Genomic DNA, 21357 nt, shown 5'->3' on the forward strand with positions numbered 1-21357 from the left:
AGGGAAACGCCCGGTCCCATTCCGAACCCGGAAGCTAAGCCTTACAGCGCCGATGGTACTGCACTGGTGACGGTGTAGGAGAGTAGGACGCCGCCGGACAAACATTGTGGGGAAGCCCCGGACCACCAGGTCCGGGGCTTTTCTGCGTTCTGGGTGGTTGTCGCCTAGGGTGGTCGGCATGCCGTTGAACTATCAGATCGCGGAGCGCACCCTGCCCAACGGGCTGCGCGTCATCGTCAACGAGGACAGGTCCATCACCACGGTGACGGTCAACCTCTGGGTCGGGGTGGGGTCGCGACACGAGGTGGCCGGGCGAACCGGTTTCGCGCACCTGTTCGAGCACCTGATGTTCCAGGGGTCGGAGAACGTCGCGTCAGGGGAGCACTTCTCCGAGCTGATGTCGCGCGGGGGCCGGCTCAACGCCACGACGTGGTTCGACCGCACCAACTACTTCGAGACGGTGCCTCGCGGCGCCTACGAGCTCGCGCTGTGGTTGGAGGCCGACCGGCACGGCCGGCTCCTCCCCGCCGTCACGCAGGCCAACCTCGACAACCAGCGCGACGTGGTCAAGGAGGAGAAGCGGCAGCGGTACGACAACCAGCCCTACGGCTTCGCCCTGCCGGACCTCTACGCCCTGGTGTTCCCCGAGGGGCACCCGTACCACCACCCCACCATCGGGTCGATGGAAGATCTCGACGGTGCCAGCCTCGAGGACGTGCACGCCTTCTTCGAGCGGTACTACGGCCCGAACAACACGACGCTGACGCTCGTCGGGGACCTCACCGCCGAAGAGGGGTTCGCCGCCGCCGAGACCTACTTCGGCCACCTGCCCGCCAGCGCCGCGGCCGGCCGCGAGCCCGTTGCGGCCCTGCCACCCCTGGAGAACCCGGTCCGCTTCGAGCGGAGGTCGGACGTGCCCAGCGACCGCCTGTTCGTGGCCTTCCGCCTCCCGGTGGACGACACGGACGAGTTCTACGCCGCGTCCGCTGCTCTGGACGCCCTTGCGGGGATGGCCTCGTCTCGGGTGTACCGCCGCCTCGTGCGCCGCGAGCAGCTCGCCAACAGCGTGCAGGGGATGGCCTGGGGGCTCGTCGACGGGGTGTCGCTCGGCTTCATCTCCGTGGACGTCGCCGACGGAGTGGACCCCGACGTGGCCGAGGCTGCCCTGTGCGAGGAGCTCGACCGGTTCGCCGACGAGGGGCCGACCCCCGTCGAGATGGAGTCGGTCCTGGCGCAGAGCGAACGCGCCTGGCTGCACGCCCTGGCCGCGGCGGACGAGCGCGCCGACATCATCTGCGGGCACGCCGCCCTGCACGGGGACGCGCAGCACGCCAACACCTTCCTCGACCGCCTGGCCACCATCACGCCCGACCAGGTGCGGGCGGCCGCGTCGGCATACCTGCGACCGGCCAACCGAGCCGTCGTGGCGCATCTCAAGGTCCAGACCAGCGAAGGAGCCTCGGCATGACCGACACCCCGATCCCCGCACGTCCCGAGGTCGCGCCCCCGGGGCCCTGGGCCTTCCCCGAGCCCAGCACGACCCGGCTCGACAACGGACTGGGGCTGCAGACCTTCCACACGCCCGGGCAGTACGTCGCCTCGGTGCGGCTGGCCATCCCTGTCGTGCCGGCGCAGGAGCCCCGAGAGCTCGAGGGAATCCTGGCGCTGCTGTCCCGGACGTTCGACGAGGGGACGCTGGACCACTCGGCGGAGGAGTTCGCCGAGCTGCTGGAACGGGCAGGGGTGGCGCTCGGATCCTCCACCAGCGAGTTCGGCCTCGTGCTCGACCTGGACGTCCCCGTGAGCCGGCTCGAGCGTGGCCTGGAGCTGCTCGCCGAGTGCGTCCAGCGTCCCGCCTACCCCGATGACGAGGTGGACCGCGCCCGGCGCAAGCGCCTGGCCGACATCGAGCAGGAGAACGCCGACCCCCGCAGCCGTGCCATGCGGGAGTTCGCCGCCACGTTCTACACCCCCGAGTCGCGCGCCTCGCGCCCGTCGGCCGGCAGCCCCGCCACCGTGCGGGCGATCACCGCCCCCGCCGTGCGGGACTTCCACCACGACCACGTGGGGCCGACCGGAGCCGTCCTGGTCGTCGCCGGTGACCTGTCTCCCCTCGGTGCCGAGCCGCTGCAGGAGCTGCACGCACTGGTCGAGCGCACCTTCGGTGGTTGGACGCCGCAACCGGTAGAGCCGGTGGGTCCGCAGGGTCCCGTGCGGCGGGAGGACGCCCGCCGCATCGTCGTGGTGGACCGACCCGGCTCGGTGCAGTCGGAGCTGTACGTCGGCTGCCTCGGTCCCGATCGCCGGCACGGATGGGGCGCCTACCCGGTCCTGAGCTTCCTGGTCGGTGGTGCGCCGCAGGCCAGGGTCGACTCCGTGCTGCGGGAGGACAAGGGCTACACGTACGGCCTGCGGACGGCCTTCGTGCCGCGCGCCGACGGTGGGCTGTTCATCGCCAGCGGATCCGTGCGCGCGGACGTGACGGGCGAGTCCGTGGGCATCCTGCTCGACATCCTCGAGAAGGCACGCGAGGGCTTCACGCCGGAGGAGGTGCGCTCGGGGGTCGACTTCGTCAGCCAGACCGCACCGGCGCGCTACGCGACCGCGGACTCCGTGGCGGACGAGGCCGCCGGTCTCGCCCTGGAGAAACTGCCGCCGCGCTGGGTGACCGAGATGTTCGAGGAGACGCGTTCGCTGACGGGTGAGGCACTCGTCGAGGCCTACGGCCGGGCCGACGTCGGGCGGTGGACCGTGGTCGTCGTGGGCGACGCCGACCAGGTCGCCGACGAGGTGCGGGCGCTCGGCCGAGGCGACGTCGAGGTGCGCCGGCGCGAGGGCTGAACCGGCACAGACGTGCTGGTCTCGCCCGGCCGGGCACCCGAGCCGCCCCAGGCTGGTGCGCCTGTCGTACGTCGAGGCGCCGCGCGCCAGCGCCCTCAGCCGAGGCGGCTCCACCCCCGCGGGCCTGTCGTGCGTCGAGGTGGCCCGTCGTACGTCGAGGCGCCTACGCCGTCGGTGCGTCAGCCGAGCCGGCGCAGGACCTCGTCGTGCAGGAGCCCGTTGGTGGCGACGGCGTTGCCGCCCCAGGGCGCGGGTGACCCGTCGAGCGAGGTCATGCGCCCGCCGGCCTCGGTGACGATCGGGACGAGCGCCGCCATGTCGTGCACCGCCAGCTCGGGCTCGGCCGCGAGGTCGCAGGCGCCCTCGGCGACCAGCATGTAGGACCAGAAGTCCCCGAACCCGCGGGTGCGCCAGCAGTCGTCCATGAGCTGCAGGAACTCCTCGCGCCGGCCGGCGTCGCGCCACCCGCCGAGGGACGCGTAGGAGAGCGACGCGTCCCCGATGGACGAGACGCCCGAGACGTGGATCCGCTTGGCGGAGTACAGGTTGCGGCCGGTGTAGGCACCCGATCCCTTGGCGGCCCACCACCGCCGGTTGAGCGCCGGGGCAGAGACGAGGCCGACGACGGGCTCGTCTCCGTCGACCAGCCCGATGAGGGTCGCCCAGACGGGAAGCCCCCGCACGTAGTTCTTGGTGCCGTCGATGGGGTCGATGATCCACCGCCGTGCCCCGTGGCCCGTCGTGCCGAACTCCTCGCCCTGGACCGCGTCGCGAGGACGGGTGCGCTTGAGCTGACTGCGGATGAGCTCCTCGGCGTCCCGGTCGGCGTCGGTGACGGGGGTGAGGTCGGGCTTGGTGTCGACCTTGAGGTCCTCGGCCTTGAACCGGGTCATCGTCACACGCTCGACCGAGTCGGCCAGCACGTGGGCGAGGCGGACGTCGTCGTCATAGGAGGGGCTCACCCGCCCAAACTACCTGTCACCCGCGTGGCCGCGCCCACGGGCGCGCGGGTGACAGGGGTGGCGCGCGTGCCCGGGGTCGACAGGGATGGCGCAGGCGGGAGCGGTCGGCGGTCTTCTGGCCCCTCAGGGTGTGGGTGGCTAGGTGGCCTTCGTCGTCCCGGACCGGCCTTGTGCCGCCGGGGACGGGGAGGGCGACCGATGCTTGCGCACGGTCAGCCACATCCGGTGGCACACCACCAGCGCCAGCACCCAGGCCAGCCCGAGCAGCCACCCGGTCACGACGTCGGTGAGCCAGTGGTGACCGAGAACGACGCGGGAGAGCCCCATCGCGACGATCCAGCAGGATGCCAGCACGACGGCGAGGATCCGCGTGCGCCGCCGGTGCAGGTGGGTGAGGAGCAGATAGGTCAGGACCCCGATGATGACGGTGGTGTTGAGGGTGTGCCCGCTGGGGAAGCTGGGCGAGGTCTCGAACGGGGGGACGGCGTCGGCGAGAGGGGGCCGGACGCGTCCGATCAGCTGCTTGCCCACGACCGTCATCGCGAGCGAGCCCGCGGCGGCGAGGGTGGTGAGGACGGCGGGCGACCACGACCGCCAGGCCCAGGTCGCCAGCAGGACCAGCGCCACCGAGAGGATCGGCATACCGACCTTGCCACCGATGTCGGTGAACGTGGTGAGGGCCTGGGCCAGGGCCGGCGTGCGGTGCTGCACGGCGAGCTCGAGGACGGGATGGTCGAGCGCCGCCACGCCGTCGCCCTCGACGACCGCGTCGTAGGTCTCGGTGGCCGCGGCCGTCAGGCCCACGATCCCGACGAAGCAGACGAGGACGGTGGCAACGAGCAACCAGGTCGCAGCCGTCCACGTCGAGGTCCGCGTGACGACGCGGGCGAGCGCGCGGCCGATCGGGGTGCGCCACTGGGTGAGGTCGCGGTCGCCGATGCTCTCCTCGACGGGACGTCGCTGCAGGTCCATCCCGACAGTCTGCGGCGGGAGCCCGCTCCGGTCCGGGCGCCACGCGCGGCGACAGGCCGGCGTCCTCGCCCGCGGACCGGGCCTGCAGCAGGCGGCGGAGCCGCGCGTCTAGAGGCCGGGGTCCTCGCTCGCGGACCCGCCCCGCAGCAGGCGGCGGATCCACGCGGGCGAGGGTCTAGGTGTCCTCGCCCGCGGACCGGGCCCGCAGCAGGCGGCGGAGGCTGTCCAGCCGGGCGACGCCCGCGGGGCCGGCCTGACCCGAGGCCACCCAGGCGTCGAGGCCGCACTCCTCCTCGTCGTGCGTGCACCCGCGGGGGCAGTCGGCCGTGCCCGGCTCCAGGTCCGGGAACAGCGCGACGATGCGGTCCAGGCGGACGTGCGCGAGGCCGAAGCTGCGGACGCCCGGGGTGTCGACGACCCAGCCGGACGCGTCGGGGAGGCGCAGGGCGATCGCGGACGTGCTGGTGTGCCGCCCCCGGCCCGTGTGGTCGTTGACGTGCCCCGTCGCCCGCATGGCGTCGGGGACGAGCAGGTTGACGAGGGTGGACTTGCCGACGCCGCTGTGGCCGACCATGACGCTCACCTGTCCGGTCAGCGCGTCGCGCAGCTCGTCCAGCCCGGTGGTGCGGGCCAGCACGTCCTCGGGGGAGGCGCCCGCCAGCACTTCGGTGTCGGAGAGCGTGGACGTCGCGATGCACCGCGCCCCGAGGGGCGCGTAGGCCTCGATGAGGGGCGTGGGGTCGACCAGGTCAGCCTTGGTGAGCACCAGGATCGGCTCGAGCCCCGCGTCGTAGGCCGCCACCAGGCAGCGGTCGATCATGCGGGGTCGCGGCTCCGGGTTGGCCAGGGCGGTGACGACGACGAGCTGGTCGACGTTGGCGACGATGATGCGCTCCACCGGGTCCGTGTCGTCGGCCGTGCGGCGCAGCACCGAACGGCGCTCGTGCTGGCGGACGATGCGGGCCAGGTGGTCGGGGCCGCCCTGCAGGTCACCGACGAGCCCGACGCGGTCGCCGACGACGATCCCCTTGCGGCCGAGCTCGCGGGCCTTCATGGCGGTGACGACGCGCTCGTCGGCGGTTCCCTCACCGAGGAGCGTGGTGTAGCGGCCGCGGTCGACGGCGGTGACGAGGGCCTCCACCGCGTCCTCGTGGGCCGGACGGTCCTTGGTGCGGGGGCGGGACCCGCGACGGTTGGGGCGGACCCGCACGTCGCTCTCGTCATACGACCGTCGGCTCACCGGCGCCCCCCGCGAGGGGTGGCCCCGGCGCGGACCAGGCGCTCGGTGGCCGCCGTCTCGCCCGCGAGGAAGGAGGTCCAGCGACGGGTGAAGTCAGGCAGCGTCTTGGCGGTGGTCGCGACGTCCTCGATGACGACCCCGGGCACCCGGAGCCCCAGGACGGCCGCGGCCATGGCCATCCGGTGGTCGGCGTAGGTGCGGAACAGGCCTGCGTGCAGCGGGCGCGGTCGGATCACGAGCCCGTCCTCGGTCTCGCTCACGTCGCCGCCGAGCCGGTTGATCTCGGTCGCGAGCGCAGCGATGCGGTCGGTCTCGTGCCGTCGGATGTGGCCGACGCCGCGGATCCACGTGGGGGAGTCGGCGAGCGCGGCGAGGGCGGCCACCACGGGCGTCAGCTCGCTCGCGTCGTGCAGGTCCACGTCGATGCCGTGCAGCCCGCGGCCCGTGACGGTCAGGCCCGCGCGATCCAGGTGGACCTCGGCCCCCATCTGCTGCAGGACCTCACGGATGTGGTCGCCCGCCTGCGTGGTCACCGCCGGCCAGGCCGGCACGTGCACGAGACCGCCGGTCACGGGGGCCGCCGCCAGGAAGACCGCGGCGTTGGACAGGTCGGGCTCGACCGTGACGTCGAGGGCGTTGATCTCGCTCGGCTCGACGCGCCAGGTGTCGGGCTCGGCGTCGTCGACGACCACGCCGGCGTCCCGCAGGGCCTCCACGGTCATCTGGATGTGGGGCAGGCTCGGCAGGGGCTTGCCGACGTGGTGGATCGTCACGCCCCCGTCGAAGCGCGCGCCGGACAGCAGCAGCGCGGAGATGAACTGGCTGCTGCCCGAGGCGTCCACGGTCACCGTCCCGCCGCGCAGACCCCCACGCCCGTCGATCGTGAACGGCATCGCCCCGCGGCCGCCGTCGTCGATCGCGGCGCCGAGCGCGCGCAGCGCGTCGAGGACCGGACCGACGGGCCGGGTGCGGGCGTGCGGGTCACCGTCGACGACGACCGGACCGTCGGCCAGCGTGGCGAGCGGCGGCAGGAAGCGCATGATCGTGCCCGCCAGACCGCAGTCGATCGCGGCCGGCCCGTGCAGCGGCGCCGGCTCGACGATCCAGTCGGGGCAGCCGGGCTCGTCGCCCTCGTGGTCGCGCACCCCGACCCCGAGGTCCCGCAGGGCCTGGGCCATCAGGAGGGTGTCGCGCGAGCGGAGCGGGCGCCGGATCCGGGAGGTGTCGTTGGCCAGCGCTGCCAGCACCAGGAAGCGGTTGGTGATCGACTTGCTGCCCGGCAGCACGGCGGTGGCGTCGACCGGGGCGGCCGGCGTAGGCGCGGGCCAGTCGGCAGGCGTGGCGTCGACGGTGTCGGAGGGGCGGGGCGTCTGGTCGACCGGATGGTCGGGGTCCGCGAGGGTCAACGGGGTTCCGTTCGCTGGGGTGCAGGTGCTGCCGCCCAGCGTAGTCAATGGCGCCTACGCTGTCGGCATGTGCGGACGGTACGCAGCGAGCAAGGACATGGCGGAGCTGGTCGAGGCCCTGGACGTCGACGAAGACCGGACGGCCGAGCCGGTCCGCACGATCGCCCCGCTGGAGCGAGCCCAGGGGGCCGGTCCGGCCGCCGACTACAACGTGGCCCCGACCAAGGCCGCCCCGGTCGTGCTGACCCGGCGGCCCAGGGGCGAGCCCGAGCAGGATCCCAGCCGGCAGCTGAGGTTGCTGACCTGGGGTCTGGTCCCGTCCTGGGCCAAGGACCTCAAGGTCGGCACGCGGATGATCAACGCCCGCGCCGAGACGCTCCTGGACAAGCCGGCGTACGCGCGCGCCGCTGCTGCCCGCCGCTGCCTGGTCCCGGCGGACGGCTACTACGAGTGGCAGCGCTCGCCGTCCCTCACCGACCGCAAGGGCAGACCCCGCAAGCAGCCGTTCTACATCCACCGCGCCGACGGCGACCCCCTGGTCATGGCCGGGCTCTACGAGTTCTGGCGGGACCGGTCCCTGCCCGACGACCACCCCGACGCGTGGCTCACGACCTACTGCGTGATCACGACCAGCGCCGACCCCGACCTGGCGACCATCCACGACCGCCAGCCCCTGATCCTCGAGCCGGAGCACTGGGCCGGGTGGCTCGACCCCGACGCGACGACCCCGGACCACGTCCAGCCCTACCTCAACCTCGCCCTGCCAGGGCGGTTCGACGCGTATGCCGTGAGCACCGCCGTCAACGACGTGCGCAACAACGGCCCGCAGCTGCTCGACCCCGCGCCGGCCGACCAGCTGACGGGCGTCGTCGACCCGGACACCGGCGAGGTGCTCTGACCCCGCGAGGCGCCGGGCTGCCGGCATACGGGAATGTCACCCGCTGGGGGACCGTTGACCCTGCTGTCCGTCCCTCCGTAGGAGTCGCCCCGTGCTCGTCACCCCCGTCCTGCCGACGTCAGACCATCCGGCGCTGGACATCCACCCTCAGGTGGGGTCCGCCGGACTAGGCTTGGCCCCGATGACTGAGATCGACGTGGCCACCGAGAGCCCCACCGACCGGCAGGCCCGCTTCGAGGCGGACGCCCTGCCCTACCTGGACCAGCTCTACAGCGCCTCGCTGCGGATGACGCGCAACCCGTCCGACGCCGAGGACCTCGTCCAGGAGACCTTCGCCAAGGCCTACGCCGCGTTCCACCAGTACAAGCCCGGGACCAACCTCAAGGCCTGGCTGTATCGCATCATGACGAACGCGTACATCAACACGTACCGCAAGAAGCAGCGCGAGCCCCAGCAGTCCGACTCCTCGGACATCGAGGACTACCAGCTGGCCCGCGCGGGTTCGCACTCGTCGATGGGCAACCGCAGCGCCGAGATGGAGGCGCTCGACCACCTCCCCGACAGCGACGTCAAGCGCGCGCTGCAGGAGATCCCCGAGGACTTCCGCCTGGCCGTCTACCTGGCCGACGTCGAGGGATTCGCCTACAAGGAGATCGCGGAGATCATGGGCACGCCCATCGGCACCGTGATGTCGCGGCTGCACCGGGGCCGCCGCCAGCTGCGCGACCTGCTCAGCGACTACGCCGTCGAGCGTGGTTTCGTCGCTCCGGAGGGCGCGGAGGGCGCGGAGGGCGCGGAGGGCGCGGAGGGTGCGCAGGCTCAGCAGGACAGCGGGGTGAAGTGATGGGAGAGCACATGGACTGCTCGAACTTCATGGAGCACGTCTTCGAGTACCTCGACGGCGAGATGACCGAGAGCGACTGCGAGGACTTCGCACGCCACCTGCGCGAGTGCCCTCCCTGCCTGGACGAGTACCAGCGCGACCAGGCCCTCAAGGCCCTGATCCGGCGGTCGTGCGCCTGCGAGCAGGCACCCGTCCAGCTGCGTACGCAGATCATCGCCAGCATCACCATCGAGTACGGTCGCTGATCCGACGCGCCGGTCCGACGACGAAGGCCCCCTCCCGACCGGGAGGGGGCCTTCGTCACGGCCGGCGCCCGGCGTGCCATCCTGGCGGTGGCCTGCGGCGTCACACACCATGACGCGCCGGCACGACGAGCGAGGCAGGACCGAGGGGGAGGCATGGAGCTGACGGGTGGGCCGTTCGTCGCCCTGGCGATCACGGTGACGACGGTCGCCCTGATCACCGGTGCGATCCTGACCGGACGGACCCGGCGGACGGTGTGGGGGGCGGTGCAGCGCGCGCTGGCCATGGTGCTCGTCGCCGTCCTGGCCGTGCTGTCGGTGGCCATCGTCCTCAACGCCCAGAACCAGTGGTACGTCGACTGGGGTGACCTCGCCGGCACGAACGACCCCACGGCCCACGCCACCACCACAGGGGGCTCCGCCGGCGCGATCTACGGAGCGACACCTGCCCCGAGGCCGAGCGCGAGTCGCGCATCGCTGCCGCCGCTCCCCAGCCCGAACGACCGCGTGCAGACCTTTCAGGTCACCGGGCGTCGGAGCGGACTCACGGGACGAGTCGTCGTGCTCCTGCCCGAGGACTACGCCGCCCCCGCCCAGGCACGACGCGACTACCCGGTGGTCATGACGATGCACGGCTACCCCGGCAGCCCCGACCAGTGGCTCGACGCGCCGCAAGGGCGTGAGCGCATTGACGCGGCCGTGACCCGCGGCAAGGTGGCGCCACTGGTCATGGTGTCGCCACAGCTGGACTTCCCCAAGGGCACCGACTCGGAGCGCGTGAACGCCCCCGGTGGCGCGCAGGTCGAGACCTGGCTGACCCAGGACGTCCCCGAGCTCGTCCGGTCACGCCTGCGGGTCCGGACCGACCGGGCGAGCTGGGCCAGCGCGGGGTTCTCCGCCGGGGGCTACTGCGCCGCCATGGTCGCTGTCCGGCACCCCCAGACGTTCGGAGCCGGCGTCGTCCTCGGCGTCTACGGACGGCCGACCTTCTCGGGCCGTCACGTGCTGCGGACCCAGCAGCAGAAGGACGCCTACGACCTGCCCCATCTCCTCACGACCACCCGACCCCCGGTCGCCCTGTGGGTCCAGACCTCCGACGGCGACCCCGTGTCCTACGCGGGGAGCACGGCGCTGGCGGCGTCCGCCAAGGCCCCCACGTCGGTCACCCTGGTCATGGCGCCCGGAACCGGTCACCGGACGTCGGTCTGGTCCAGGCACTTCGCCCAGGCGCTGGAGTGGCTGGGTCGGACCGTCCCGGGCTTCGCGGTGGGAGGTGCGGCAGGGCGGGCCGCCTGAGGTCCGGTGACCGACGACCGGCGCCGTCGCCGGGCTTCTCGAGGTCGTCCCGAGGCGCCCGCCTCCTGCATGACGAAGGCCCCCGTCCCGCTCGTGCGGGTGGGGGCCTCTCGTCGCCGGACGCCTGGGCTCAGGCGTTGGGCTTGCGGCCGTGGTTGGCGCCGTTCTTCTTGCGGGCACGACGCTTGCGGGCGCGCTTGCTCATGAGGACTCCTCGTGTCTGGCGGGTCGGACGTCGCCCGCGAGGGGCGTCGGTTCGCTGGCCCGGGACGGGCCTCAAACACCCATTGTCGCACAAGGCGGTGGCCCTGCCGAAACGCCGGTGCGGGCGGCATACGGGCTCGAGGGCCGGAACAGGCTGACGGCCCCGCGCGGGGGGTGCGGGGCCGTCAGGTCTGAGGAGGCAGAGCCGGGCTCAGGCCTTCTTGGTCTCGGCGAAGATCGCCGCGATCTCGTCGATCTTGGCCAGGAGCTCGTCGGCCTTGGCGACGTCCCACTCACCCTTGGTGCCCGAGGCTCCGGCCAGCTTGGTCGCCTCGTTGACGAGGGTGTGCAGCTGCGGGAACTTCTCGAAGTGCGGGGGCTTGAAGTAGTCGGTCCACAGCACCCACAGGTGCTCCTTGACCAGCTGGGAGCGCTGCTCCTTGATGATCGTCGCGCGGACCTTGAAGTCGGGGTCGTCGTTGTCCGCGACCTTCTCGATGATGGCCTTGACGGACTGGGCCTCGATGCGGGCCTGGGCGGGGTCGTAGACACCGCACGGGAGGTCGCAGTGGGCGTGAACCTCGACCGGGGCGAACGTGAACATCGCAAGTTCCTTTCGCGGAAGATTCGAAGCGTGACCGGACGTCACGTCCTTCCCAACCTAACCCGACGGGGGAGCGCAGGGCGATCCTGCACCTCGCTTGCAACAACTCGCGTCGTTGCCACCGGTCACGAGCTCAGGCTGGTGGTCAGGGCTGCGCTGGGCGGGTGAAGCGGGGGAGGCGCAGCAGCGGGGTCGGGACCCGCTTGAGCACCAGGCCCTCGATGTCGTCGTCGCCCAGGGCGCCGACGTGCCACGAGTCGACGCCCTCGCGGGGATTGTCCCGCTCGACCCACCAGCCCTGGCGGGTCTTGGGGTCGCGTCCGGTCACGCGCTTGACCGACAGCGGACGGGGACCGCGCTCGCCGTCGGGGAGCCGCACGACCGCGAGCCGACCGATCCGGGGGCGGGCGCCGAACGCCACCAGCAGCCAGTCGCCCTCGTGCAGGGTGGGCTCCATCGAGCGACCACGCACGACTGCGAAGCCGAGGTGCTTGCGGGGCATGGGACCTACCTTCGGGCTGGGGACGGGCCACCGGCCAGCCTACGCTCGGGTGGGGGGTGGCCTCGGACGCGAACGCGTCACCCGGCGCCTGGCGTCGGTCTCGCCCGCTGCGTGTCCGAGGCGGGTGGCATAGGTTCGAGGACATGCTCGCCGTGTATGCCGCCCGCCAGTCCGCCGACGACCCGCTGTCCGGGCTCGAGGTCGGGGACCAGCCGGAACCCCGATCCAGGCCCGGGTGGACGACCGTGACCCTGCGCACCTCCGGCCTCAACCACCATGATCTGTGGTCGCTCAAGGGGGTCGGGCTGGCGGCGGACCGCCTACCCATGATCCTCGGCTGCGACGGCGCCGGCACCACCGAGGACGGGCAGGAGGTCATCGTCCACGCCGTGGTCGCCTCCGACGGCTGGCTCGGCGACGAGACGCTCGACCCGCGCCGGACCCTGCTGTCGGAGCTCAACCCCGGGACGATGGCCGAGCGCGTGGCCGTCCCCGAGCGCAACGTGGTGCCCAAGCCCACGGGGATGTCCTGGGAGCACGCCGCCTGCCTGTCCACGGCGTGGCTCACGGCCTACCGCATGCTCTTCACGAACGCCGGGGTCCAGCCCGGGGCCACCGTGCTCGTCCAGGGCGCGGGCGGTGGGGTCGCCACCGCCCTCGTGCAGCTGGGGGCGGCAGCGGGGCTGCGCGTCTGGGCCACGTCACGGGACGCGAGCAAGCGAGCCAGGGCGCTGGAGCTCGGCGCCGCCGACGTCTTCGAGCCCGGGGCTCGCCTGCCCGATCGGGTCGACGCCGTGCTGGACACGGTCGGGGCGGCCGTCTGGCGGCACTCCATCAAGTCGCTGGTGTCGGGCGGCACCCTCGTCACGGCGGGGGCGACGTCCGGAGACCCCTCGCGGACCGAGCTGAACGACATCTTCTTCCGCCAGCTGCGGGTGGTGGGCTCGACGATGGGCAACCGGTCCGAGCTCGAGCGGCTCGCGAGGTTCGTGTCCGAGCGCGGCATCGAGCCCGTCATCGACTCCACGCACCCGTTGGACCAGGCGCGGGCGGGCTTCGAGCGGATGGCGGGCGACGAGCTCTTCGGCAAGGTCGTGCTCACGCACTGAGGCGTGCGACACGGACAGATGGCGTGAGCCGCCCGGGGAGATCCTCGGGCGGCTCAGGCGCGGGCGGCTCGTCAGGACGAGCGGTCGGTCACTTGGCGAGGGCGCCGATCTTGAAGGACGCCAGACGCTGCATCGGCAGCTCCGCGCCCTGGTGCTGGCCGGTGAACTGGGACGTGCCGTCCTGCCCGCACAGGCCCTTGATGCGGGCGGGACCGCCCGGGTGCTGGCTGATCCAGGCCGTCACGTCGTAGACCTCGTCGTTGATGACGGTCCAGCAGGACGTCTCGTTGTCGTGGTCGTTGACGACCGCCATGGTGTAGGTCTTGCCGGCGCCGGAGGTGCCGGGTGTGCCGGTCGCCGTGGTGGTGCCGCTGGACGCGGCGGAGGTGCCGGTGGCGTCGGAGGAGGCGGCTGACGACGCCGATCCGGCCGAGCTCGTGGCGGGCTGGGTGGCCTGCGTGCTCTGGGTGGCCTGCGTGCTCTGGGTGGTCTGGGTGGTCTGGGTGGTCTGGGTGGTCTGGGTGGTCTCGGATCCGCAGGCCGACAGGGTCGCGGCGAGAGCGAGGCCGAGTGCCAGCGGGACGCCGGCGCGGGTCGTGCGGGTCATCGTGGATCCTTCCGAGGCGAGAGGCGGGGTGCTGCCACCCAACCTAGAGCCTCGTCCGGGCGCGCACGGGGAGGCGCGGCGCCCGGCGCCGAGGGCCAAGCGGGCGACGCACCGCGACGACCGGTGGACGACGGGCTCAGCGGGCGAGGCGCATCCAGGCGTCCCAGCCGCCGTGCAGGACCAGCCAGGCGATGAGGCCGTAGCCGGCCTGGCCGGGGTGGAAGCCGTCACCGGTGGCGTCCAGGTCGGCGGTCCACTGGTCGTGCCCCTGGAGCGGGCGGAAGCAGTCGACGAACGGGACGCCGCGGCGCGCGCACACGTCGGCCTGGGCCTCGGTGACGATCTCGAGGGTGGCGTTGAAGGTCGGGTCGTTGGTCGGGGTGGAGCCCACCACGAAGGCCGCGATGCCTTGGGCCTGCGCGTCGTCGAGGATGTTGGCCAGGTTGAGCCGCGACCGTGCGGTCGTGATCCCGTCGAGGACGTCGTGGTGGCCGGCGCTGATGACCAGGCGGCGCTCGCCGCGTCCCTGCCAACGGGGAGGGCACTCGGTGCGCCAACGCCCGAGGACGTCGGCCGAGGAGTCACCGCGGATGCCGAGGTTGTAGGCCGAGAGCTGGACGTCCGGGTGCTGGGTCCGCGACACCACCCGGGACACCCAGCCCAGCCCCTTGGGGTCGCCGTACCCGGCGACGAAGGAGTCACCGATGAAGACTAGACCCACGTCACGCGGTCCGTGGTCGCCGTTGACCGGCGCCACGTGGGACGGGGACGGGTTGTAGGTCTGCTGGTCGTGGAACACCACGTGTGGATCCTTGTCTGTCGGTCCGGAGGCTCGCACGGAGCCGGGGCAGGACGGCGGTCGCTCAGTCGTCATCCTCGTCGAGCCGGGCGAGCCACGTCGCCAGGCGCTCCACCGGGACCTCGAACTCGGGGTTCAGGTCGACGAAGGCGCGCAGCTGCTTGGCGAGCCAGTCGAACGTGATCTCCTCGTCACCCCTGCGGTGCTGAAGCTCCTCGATGCCACGGTCCGTGAAGTACACGCTGACATTGTGCCCCATCGCGAGGCGGCGCCCGGTGCGCGGCATACCGGGTCGGACGACGGACGGGGCCCGTCACCGAGGTGACGGGCCCCGTCCGGGCGAACCGCAGGTCAGCGCGCGAAGGCGCGCTCCACCAGCTCGGCCTGCTCGGCCGCGTGAGCCTTGGACGACCCCGTCGACGGGGCGGCCGAGGCGGGGCGGCTGACCAGGCGGAAGCGGCGCGTCTCGCCGTGCTGCTCCAGCAGCTCCGGGCCGGTCAGCGCGACGTAGGACCAGGCGCCCTGGTTGGCGGGCTCGTCCTGCACCCACACCACCTCGGCGTCCGGGTAGGTCGCCAGAGCCTCCGCCATCTCCTTGGCCGGGAACGGGGCGATCCGCTCCACCGTCATGATCGCGGTCGAGGTGTCCTCGGCCTTCTGCCGGTAGGCGTCCAGCTCGTAGTAGACCTTGCCCGAGCACAGCAGCACGCGGTCGACCTTGCTCGCGTCGACCCCGGTCCGGTCGCCCATGACGGGCTCGAAGGTGCCGTTGGTGAAGTCCTCCGGGCTGCTCGCCGCAGCCTTGAGCCGCAGCATCGACTTGGGCGTCGCCACGATCAGCGGACGCCGTGGTCGTGCGTAGGCCTGACGACGCAGCAGGTGGAAGTAGGACGCCGGCGTGCTGGGGAAGGCCACCGTCATGTTGTCCTGCGCGCACAGCTGCAGGTAGCGCTCGATGCGCGCGGACGAGTGGTCCGGCCCCTGACCCTCGTAGCCGTGGGGGAGGAGCAGGACCACGGAGGAGCGCTGGCCCCACTTCTGCTCCGAGGACGAGATGAACTCGTCGACGATGCTCTGCGCGCCGTTGGCGAAGTCGCCGAACTGCGCCTCCCACACCACCAGGGCGTCGGGCCGCTCCACGGAGTAGCCGTACTCGAAGCCCATGGCCGCGAACTCGCTCAGCAGGGAGTCGTAGACCCAGAACCGGGCCTGGCCCTTGCCGAGGTAGAGCAGCGGGGTCCACTCCTCGGCCGAGGACTTGTCGATCAGGACCGAGTGGCGCTGCACGAAGGTGCCTCGACGGGAGTCCTGGCCCGACAGGCGGACCGGGGTGCCCTCCATGAGCAGCGAGCCGAAGGCGATGAGCTCGGCCGTGCCCCAGTCGATGCCGCCGTTGGCGACAGAGTCGGCCCGCTTCTCGAGCATCTGGCGCAGCTTGGGGTGCACCGTGAAGCCCTCGGGGGTGGCCACGAAGGCCTTGCCGATGTGCATGAGCGTGTCGTGCGAGATGGCCGTGTCGACGAACTTGGCCGGCGCCTTGTCGTCGGCCTCCTGCGCCTCGGGACGCTCGAGCCCGGACGGCCCGCTGTCCTGGCCGGACCGCGCCGCCTTGATGGCCTCGCGGGTCTCGACGAACACCCGCTCCAGCTGCTGCTGGTAGTCCTGCAGCGCGTCCTCGGCCTGCTCGACCGTGATGTCACCACGGCCGATCAGCGCCTCGGTGTAGAGCTTGCGGACGCTGCGCTTCGCCTCGATCAGGTTGTACATCAGCGGCTGCGTCATCGAGGGGTCGTCACCCTCGTTGTGACCGCGACGCCGGTAGCAGACGAGGTCGATCACGACGTCCTTGGCGAACGTCTGACGGAACTCGTAGGCCAGCTCGGCCACGCGCACGCAGGCCTCGGGGTCGTCGCCGTTGACGTGGAAGATCGGCGCCTGGATCATCCGGGCCACGTCGGTGGAGTAGACCGACGAGCGCGAGCTGGACGGGGCGGTCGTGAAGCCGACCTGGTTGTTGACGACGATGTGGATCGTGCCGCCCGTGCGGTAGCCACGCAGCTGGGACAGGTGCAGGGTCTCGGCGACCACGCCCTGCCCCGCGAACGCCGCGTCGCCGTGCATCAGGATCGGCAGGACCGTGAAGGCCTCGCCGCCGTGACCGAGACGGTCCTGCTTGGCCCGCACGATTCCCTCGAGGACCGGGTTGACGGCCTCGAGATGGGAGGGGTTCGCCGCGAGGTAGACCTTGGTCTGCTCGCCCTCCTCGGAGGTGAACGTGCCCTCGGTGCCCAGGTGGTACTTGACGTCGCCCGAGCCCTGGACGGTGGACGGGTCCTGCACGCCCTCGAACTCGCGGAAGATCTGGCCATAGCTCTTGCCCGCGATGTTGGCGAGCACGTTGAGGCGGCCGCGGTGCGGCATACCGATGCACACCTCGTCCATCGAGTCCGAGGCCGCCCGGGAGAGGATCCGGTCCAGGACCGCGATCGTCGACTCGCCACCCTCCAGCGAGAAGCGCTTCTGGCCGACGAACTTGGTCTGCAGGAAGGTCTCGAAGGCCTCGGCGGCGTTGAGCCGCCGCAGCACGCGCAGCTGGTCCTCGGAGCTCTGCTTGTCGTGGTGCGCCTCGACGCGTTCCTGGATCCACGCGCGCTGCTCGGGGTCCTGCATGTGCATGTACTCGACACCGACGGTGCGGCAGTAGGAGTCGCGCAGGGTCCCGAGGATGTCGCGCAGGTGCATCAACGGCTCCCCGCCGAAGCCACCCGTCGCGAACTCGCGCTCGAGGTCCCACAGGGTCAGGCCGTGCTGCTCGATATCGAGGTCGGGGTGGCGGCGCTGGCGGTACTCCAGCGGGTCGATGTCGGCCATCAGGTGACCACGCACGCGGTAGGCGTGGATCAGCTGCTGGACGCGGGCCGTCTTGTTGATCTCGTCCTCGTGCCCGACCGAGATGTCCTGCACCCAGCGGACCGGCTCGTAGGGGATGCGCAGCGACGCGAAGATCTCGTCGTAGAAGTCGTGCTTGCCCAGGAGCAGCTCGTGGATGATCTTGAGGAACTCGCCCGACCCGGCGCCCTGGATGATGCGGTGGTCGTAGGTGCTGGTCAGCGTCAGGATCTTGCTGACCGCGTGCCGGTTGAGGGTCTCCTGCGCGGCGCCCTGCCACTCGGCCGGGTACTCCAACGAGCCCACGCCGATGATCGCGCCCTGGCCCTGCATGAGCCTGGGCGTCGAGGAGTTGGTGCCGATTCCGCCGGGGTTGGTCAGCGAGATCGTCGTGCCCACGAAGTCGTCGACGGTGAGCTTGCCGCCGCGCGCCTTGCGGACCAGCTCCTCGTAGGCCGTCCAGAAGTGCACGAAGTCCATCTGCTCGGCCGACTTGATGCTCGGCACCACGAGGGACCGGGTGCCGTCGGGCTTGGGCAGGTCGATGGCGATGCCGAGGTTGACGTGGGCCGGCTTGACCAGCGTGGGCTTGCCGTCGCGCTCCGCGAACGAGTTGTTCATGTCCGGCATCGACGCGAGCGCCTTGACCAGGGCGAAGCCGATGAGGTGGGTGAACGAGACCTTGCCGCCGCGGCTGCGCCGCAGGTGGTTGTTGATCACGATGCGGTTGTCGATGAGCGCCTTGGCGGGGACGGCGCGCAGGCTCGTCGCCGTCGGCACCTCCAGGGAGGTGGCCATGTTGGCGACCACGCGGGCGGCCGGCCCCTTGAGCGGGACGACCTGCTCCTGGGCCTGAGGACCGGTGTCCTTGACAGCGGGGATGTCACGCGGGGTGGGCTGCGACTGCTTGTCACCGGGCCTGGCGCCCTTGGCCGCCGGCTTGTCGTCCTTGGCCGGTGCCTTGTCTCCGTCCTTCGCCGGTGCCTTCTCCGGGGCCTTGGCAGGTGCCTTCGCGGGTGCCTTCGCCGGTGCTTTCTCAGAGGCGGGTCGCTCCGCCGGTCGGCCCGTGGCCGAACCCGGGTCGACCGTCTGCGACGAGGGTCCGTCGGCTCCCTTGGCGGCGTCCTCGGTGGAGCTCGTCGACGGTGCCCCTGACGCGGTGCCGGTCGATCCCCCTCCGGCGCCGGACCCGTCGGCGGACTGGCCCGCGGTCGGGGTGTAGTCCTCGAAGAACGACCACCAGGCCTTGTCCACGCTCTGCTTGTCCTGCTTGTACTGCTCGTACAGCTCGTCCACGAGCCACTGGTTGGCTCCGAAGGATGCTGAGGAGCTCGGGCCGCTGGGGGGCGTTGTCACGGCGGTACTCGCCTCTTTCTGGATCACGTCGACTCTGACCGGCACCTTGATCGGCCTTCACCCTATCTTGCACCCCGCGGCCCCGCCCGGCCGTCGGTGACGGGGGTCTGTCTCACCCCGACCGTAGGATGAGCGCACTATGACCGAATGGCTCCTGCTGCTGGCTGCGGTGGCGCTCACCGCCGCAGCGGCGGTGTTCGTGGCGGCTGAGTTCTCCCTCGTCGCCCTCGACCGGCCCACCGTCCAGCGAGCCGTCGATGCCGGGGACGCGGGCGCCCAGCCCGTCCTCGTCGCGCTGCGAAGCCTGTCCACCCAGCTGTCCGCGGCGCAGGTCGGCATCACGCTGACCACCCTGCTCACCGGCTATCTCGCCGAGCCAGCGATCGGCGGGCTGGTCCGTGGTCCGCTCGACGCGATCGGCGTCCCGCAGGCGGCGATCGCGCCCCTCTCGACGGCCGTCGCCATGCTGGTCGCCACCGTGGGCTCGATGATCGCCGGTGAGCTGGTGCCGCAGTTCCTCGGCATCTCGGCCCCCCTCGGGACGGCCAAGGTCGTCGCCGGGCCGGTCCGCGTCTTCGGCCTGATCGCCAAGCCGCTCATCGTCGTCCTCAACGGATCGGCCAACGCGTTCCTGCGGCGCATCGGGATCGAGCCGCAGGAGGAGCTGTCGGCGGCCCGCACCCCTCAGGAGCTGTCCTCGCTCGTCCGGCGGTCGGCCGAGGCCGGAACCCTCGACCTCGACACGGCGCTGCTGCTCACGAGGTCCCTCGGCTTCGGCGAGCGCACCGCCGACGACGTCATGACGCCGCGGGTGCGCTGCGACACCGTCGAACGGACCGCCAGCGCCGCCGACGTGCTCACCCTGGCGCGCCGCACCGGCCACTCACGGTTCCCCGTGATCGGGGACGACCTCGACGACGTCGACGGTGTCGTCCACGTCAAGAAGGCCCTGGCCGTGCCGCACGAACGCCGCCAGGACGTCCCCGTGTCCGCCCTCATGGTGGACGCCCTGCACGTGCCCGAGACCATCCGCCTCGATCCCCTCCTGCTGCTCCTGAGGCGCACCAGCTTCCAGCTCGCGATCGTGGTGGACGAGTACGGCGGGACCTCGGGGGTCGTGACGCTGGAGGACGTGATCGAGGAGATCGTCGGCGAGGTCGCCGACGAGCACGACCGACGTGACCCCGAGGCGCGGGAGCGCCGCGACGGCACGTGGACGGTCCCCGGTCTGTGGCGCACCGACGAGGTGCGGGACCGCGTGGGCGCGGACATCCCCGAGGCCCCGACCTACGAGACGCTCGGCGGCTTCGTCATGTCGCGTCTCGGACGCATCCCCAGGCTCGGCGACGAGGTCGACATCGACGGCTGGCGGATCACCGTCGAGGGCATGGACGGCCACCGCGTCGACCGCCTGCGGCTGGTGGCGGACGACGCAACGACGGTCCCGGCGGGAGGTGCCCGGTGAGCACCGGCACCGCGCTGTGGGTCTCGCTCCTCCTACTCCTCGGCAACGCCTTCTTCGTGGGCGCCGAGTTCGCGCTGATGGCCGCTCGACGGTCCCAGCTCGAGCCCCTCGCCGAGGGCGGGTCGGCTGCCGCGAGACGGTGCCTCGACGCCCTGGAGCAGGTGGCCTCGCTGCTCGTGTGCGCCCAGCTCGGGATCACCGTCTGCTCGCTGGGGCTGGGGGCGCTGGCCGAGGTCGCGCTCCACCACCTCTTCGAGGGCTGGCTCGAGGCGGCCCACCTGTCCACCGCCGTCGCCGGTCCGTTCGCCCTGGTGCTCGCCCTGCTGCTCGTCGTCTACCTGCACGTGGTGGTCGGCGAGATGATCCCCAAGAACCTCGCCATCGCCGGCCCCGAGCGCTCCGCGCTCGTGCTGGTGCCGATACTGCTCGCGATCACGCGGATCCTGCGCCCGATCATCCTGGTGATGGAACGCATCGCCAAGGCCGTCGTCCGGGCCACCGGCATCGACCCCAAGGACGAGCTCGCCTCCGCCTACACGGCCCAGGAGGTCGGTGACATCGTCGCCGAGAGCCACCGTGAGGGGCTGCTCGAGGCCGAGCAGCACGGACTGGTCAAGGGTGCCCTCGAGTTCAGCGACCGCGTCGCCGGAGAGGTCGCCGTGCCGCTCGCCGAGGTCGTCTCGCTGCCGGAGGCCTCCACCCCGCAGGACCTCGAACGCCTCGTGGCTCGGCACGGCTTCTCGCGCTACCTGGTGCGGGACGCCGACGGGGACATCGTGGGCTACCTGCACCTCAAGGACGTGCTGTACGCCCGGGACGAGGACTTCGACGAACCCATCCCCGCCAAGCGCATCCGGCGGCTCGCCACGGTGCGGGCGGCCGACGAGGTCGAGGACGTCCTCGCCACCATGCAGCGGACGGGACGGCACCTCGCGCAGGTGCTCGACGACGGCGACCGGGTCACCGGCGTGGTCTTTCTCGAGGACGTCCTGGAGGAGCTGGTGGGGGAGGTCAGCGACCAGTCCCAGAAGGCCGTCGAACGGGTGGCCAGGATGAGGGCTGGTGTGCTGCCCGAGCGCGCCGACGGGCGCCGAGAGGTCTGAGGCAGGCCCGAGGCGGGA

At 71.9% G+C, this 21357-nt stretch carries 20 protein-coding genes and 1 rRNA gene; 10 read left to right on the forward strand and 11 right to left on the reverse strand.

All coding sequences use genetic code 11. The annotated features are described in order from the left end of the window. The 3 genes from rrf to B4K29_RS10440 all read left to right on the forward strand — a co-directional run. Window positions 1–99: ribosomal RNA gene (gene rrf / locus B4K29_RS10430) — 5S ribosomal RNA — on the forward strand; the annotation flags it as partial. 79 nt (window positions 100–178) lie between these two features. Next, window positions 179–1468: a M16 family metallopeptidase gene (locus B4K29_RS10435; RefSeq protein WP_286967257.1), complete on the forward strand. Its 1290-nt coding sequence runs from the start codon at window positions 179–181 to the stop codon at window positions 1466–1468. Beyond that, window positions 1465–2841, forward strand: a complete 1377-nt coding sequence (locus tag B4K29_RS10440; protein WP_239263872.1) for a M16 family metallopeptidase — start codon at window positions 1465–1467, stop codon at window positions 2839–2841. Before B4K29_RS10435 ends, B4K29_RS10440 begins: the two co-directional genes overlap by 4 nt. A gap of 179 nt (window positions 2842–3020) precedes the next feature. Here the strand turns inward: B4K29_RS10440 and hisN are convergent, their stop codons facing one another. The 4 genes from hisN to aroA all read right to left on the reverse strand — a co-directional run bounded on the left by hisN (window position 3021) and on the right by aroA (window position 7421). Continuing rightward, entirely contained in the window at window positions 3021–3803 is a 783-nt protein-coding gene (hisN, locus tag B4K29_RS10445; protein ID WP_034252789.1) for a histidinol-phosphatase, read from the reverse strand. Window positions 3804–3941: 138 nt separating this feature from the next. Next, window positions 3942–4775, reverse strand: coding sequence for a phosphatase PAP2 family protein (locus B4K29_RS10450; protein ID WP_286958496.1), 834 nt, complete (start codon window positions 4773–4775; stop codon window positions 3942–3944). 175 nt (window positions 4776–4950) lie between these two features. After that, window positions 4951–6015: a ribosome small subunit-dependent GTPase A gene (gene rsgA / locus B4K29_RS10455; RefSeq protein WP_029211605.1), complete on the reverse strand. Its 1065-nt coding sequence runs from the start codon at window positions 6013–6015 to the stop codon at window positions 4951–4953. Continuing rightward, entirely contained in the window at window positions 6012–7421 is a 1410-nt protein-coding gene (gene aroA, locus B4K29_RS10460; protein ID WP_029211604.1) for a 3-phosphoshikimate 1-carboxyvinyltransferase, read from the reverse strand. The genes rsgA and aroA overlap by 4 nt, the downstream gene beginning before the upstream one ends. A gap of 67 nt (window positions 7422–7488) precedes the next feature. Here aroA and B4K29_RS10465 point away from each other — a divergent pair, with 67 nt between their 5' ends. The 4 genes from B4K29_RS10465 to B4K29_RS10480 all read left to right on the forward strand — a co-directional run bounded on the left by B4K29_RS10465 (window position 7489) and on the right by B4K29_RS10480 (window position 10701). Further along, window positions 7489–8319 (forward strand): SOS response-associated peptidase, encoded by an 831-nt coding sequence (locus tag B4K29_RS10465; protein WP_029211603.1) that lies wholly within the window; start codon window positions 7489–7491, stop codon window positions 8317–8319. Window positions 8320–8491: 172 nt separating this feature from the next. Continuing rightward, window positions 8492–9163 (forward strand): sigma-70 family RNA polymerase sigma factor, encoded by a 672-nt coding sequence (locus B4K29_RS10470; protein ID WP_376786884.1) that lies wholly within the window; start codon window positions 8492–8494, stop codon window positions 9161–9163. Window positions 9164–9174: 11 nt separating this feature from the next. Further along, entirely contained in the window at window positions 9175–9408 is a 234-nt protein-coding gene (gene rsrA, locus B4K29_RS10475; RefSeq protein ID WP_029211601.1) for a mycothiol system anti-sigma-R factor, read from the forward strand. Between the two features lie 153 nt (window positions 9409–9561). After that, window positions 9562–10701, forward strand: coding sequence for an alpha/beta hydrolase (locus B4K29_RS10480; protein WP_286955841.1), 1140 nt, complete (start codon window positions 9562–9564; stop codon window positions 10699–10701). A gap of 130 nt (window positions 10702–10831) precedes the next feature. On the opposite strand, the gene B4K29_RS18450 is transcribed toward B4K29_RS10480, so the two are convergent. The 3 genes from B4K29_RS18450 to B4K29_RS10495 all read right to left on the reverse strand — a co-directional run bounded on the left by B4K29_RS18450 (window position 10832) and on the right by B4K29_RS10495 (window position 12011). Then, the gene (locus tag B4K29_RS18450; RefSeq protein ID WP_372490264.1) at window positions 10832–10906 is read right to left on the reverse strand and encodes a 50S ribosomal protein bL37; all 75 of its coding nucleotides are present in this window, start codon (window positions 10904–10906) and stop codon (window positions 10832–10834) included. Window positions 10907–11116: 210 nt separating this feature from the next. Then, entirely contained in the window at window positions 11117–11509 is a 393-nt protein-coding gene (sodN, locus tag B4K29_RS10490; RefSeq protein ID WP_019287622.1) for a superoxide dismutase, Ni, read from the reverse strand. A gap of 145 nt (window positions 11510–11654) precedes the next feature. Further along, window positions 11655–12011, reverse strand: a complete 357-nt coding sequence (locus tag B4K29_RS10495) for a S26 family signal peptidase (protein WP_019287623.1) — start codon at window positions 12009–12011, stop codon at window positions 11655–11657. Between the two features lie 143 nt (window positions 12012–12154). On the opposite strand from B4K29_RS10495, the gene B4K29_RS10500 reads away from it, so the two are divergent. Then, window positions 12155–13120, forward strand: a complete 966-nt coding sequence (locus B4K29_RS10500; protein ID WP_029211599.1) for a zinc-binding dehydrogenase — start codon at window positions 12155–12157, stop codon at window positions 13118–13120. A gap of 88 nt (window positions 13121–13208) precedes the next feature. Here B4K29_RS10500 and B4K29_RS10505 read toward each other — a convergent pair whose 3' ends face one another. The 4 genes from B4K29_RS10505 to B4K29_RS10520 all read right to left on the reverse strand — a co-directional run bounded on the left by B4K29_RS10505 (window position 13209) and on the right by B4K29_RS10520 (window position 18771). After that, window positions 13209–13727, reverse strand: a complete 519-nt coding sequence (locus B4K29_RS10505) for a cytochrome b5-like heme/steroid binding domain-containing protein (RefSeq protein WP_286967259.1) — start codon at window positions 13725–13727, stop codon at window positions 13209–13211. A gap of 136 nt (window positions 13728–13863) precedes the next feature. After that, window positions 13864–14529: a GDSL-type esterase/lipase family protein gene (locus B4K29_RS10510; RefSeq protein WP_372490262.1), complete on the reverse strand. Its 666-nt coding sequence runs from the start codon at window positions 14527–14529 to the stop codon at window positions 13864–13866. Window positions 14530–14590: 61 nt separating this feature from the next. Then, the gene (locus B4K29_RS10515; protein WP_286967261.1) at window positions 14591–14767 is read right to left on the reverse strand and encodes a DUF6104 family protein; all 177 of its coding nucleotides are present in this window, start codon (window positions 14765–14767) and stop codon (window positions 14591–14593) included. 110 nt (window positions 14768–14877) lie between these two features. Further along, window positions 14878–18771: a multifunctional oxoglutarate decarboxylase/oxoglutarate dehydrogenase thiamine pyrophosphate-binding subunit/dihydrolipoyllysine-residue succinyltransferase subunit gene (locus B4K29_RS10520; protein ID WP_239263880.1), complete on the reverse strand. Its 3894-nt coding sequence runs from the start codon at window positions 18769–18771 to the stop codon at window positions 14878–14880. A gap of 139 nt (window positions 18772–18910) precedes the next feature. On the opposite strand from B4K29_RS10520, the gene B4K29_RS10525 reads away from it, so the two are divergent. Further along, the gene (locus tag B4K29_RS10525; protein WP_286967262.1) at window positions 18911–20236 is read left to right on the forward strand and encodes a hemolysin family protein; all 1326 of its coding nucleotides are present in this window, start codon (window positions 18911–18913) and stop codon (window positions 20234–20236) included. After that, the gene (locus tag B4K29_RS10530; protein ID WP_286967263.1) at window positions 20233–21339 is read left to right on the forward strand and encodes a hemolysin family protein; all 1107 of its coding nucleotides are present in this window, start codon (window positions 20233–20235) and stop codon (window positions 21337–21339) included. The genes B4K29_RS10525 and B4K29_RS10530 overlap by 4 nt, the downstream gene beginning before the upstream one ends. The last annotated feature ends 18 nt before the right edge of the window (window positions 21340–21357 follow it).

Origin of the sequence: Arsenicicoccus sp. UBA6765, from assembly GCF_002453335.1 — a bacterium.
GTDB classification, from domain to species: domain Bacteria; phylum Actinomycetota; class Actinomycetes; order Actinomycetales; family Dermatophilaceae; genus Arsenicicoccus; species Arsenicicoccus bolidensis.

Coding starts and splice junctions, on each gene's coding strand:
- B4K29_RS10435 (WP_286967257.1), top strand. CDS start 179: ATGCCGTTGAACTATCAGATCGCGGAGCGCACCCTGCCCAACGGGCTG.
- B4K29_RS10440 (WP_239263872.1), top strand. CDS start 1,465: ATGACCGACACCCCGATCCCCGCACGTCCCGAGGTCGCGCCCCCGGGG.
- B4K29_RS10450 (WP_286958496.1), bottom strand. CDS start 4,775: ATGGACCTGCAGCGACGTCCCGTCGAGGAGAGCATCGGCGACCGCGAC.
- B4K29_RS10465 (WP_029211603.1), top strand. CDS start 7,489: ATGTGCGGACGGTACGCAGCGAGCAAGGACATGGCGGAGCTGGTCGAG.
- rsrA (WP_029211601.1), top strand. CDS start 9,175: ATGGACTGCTCGAACTTCATGGAGCACGTCTTCGAGTACCTCGACGGC.
- B4K29_RS10480 (WP_286955841.1), top strand. CDS start 9,562: ATGGAGCTGACGGGTGGGCCGTTCGTCGCCCTGGCGATCACGGTGACG.
- sodN (WP_019287622.1), bottom strand. CDS start 11,509: ATGTTCACGTTCGCCCCGGTCGAGGTTCACGCCCACTGCGACCTCCCG.
- B4K29_RS10495 (WP_019287623.1), bottom strand. CDS start 12,011: ATGCCCCGCAAGCACCTCGGCTTCGCAGTCGTGCGTGGTCGCTCGATG.
- B4K29_RS10500 (WP_029211599.1), top strand. CDS start 12,155: ATGCTCGCCGTGTATGCCGCCCGCCAGTCCGCCGACGACCCGCTGTCC.
- B4K29_RS10505 (WP_286967259.1), bottom strand. CDS start 13,727: ATGACCCGCACGACCCGCGCCGGCGTCCCGCTGGCACTCGGCCTCGCT.
- B4K29_RS10525 (WP_286967262.1), top strand. CDS start 18,911: ATGACCGAATGGCTCCTGCTGCTGGCTGCGGTGGCGCTCACCGCCGCA.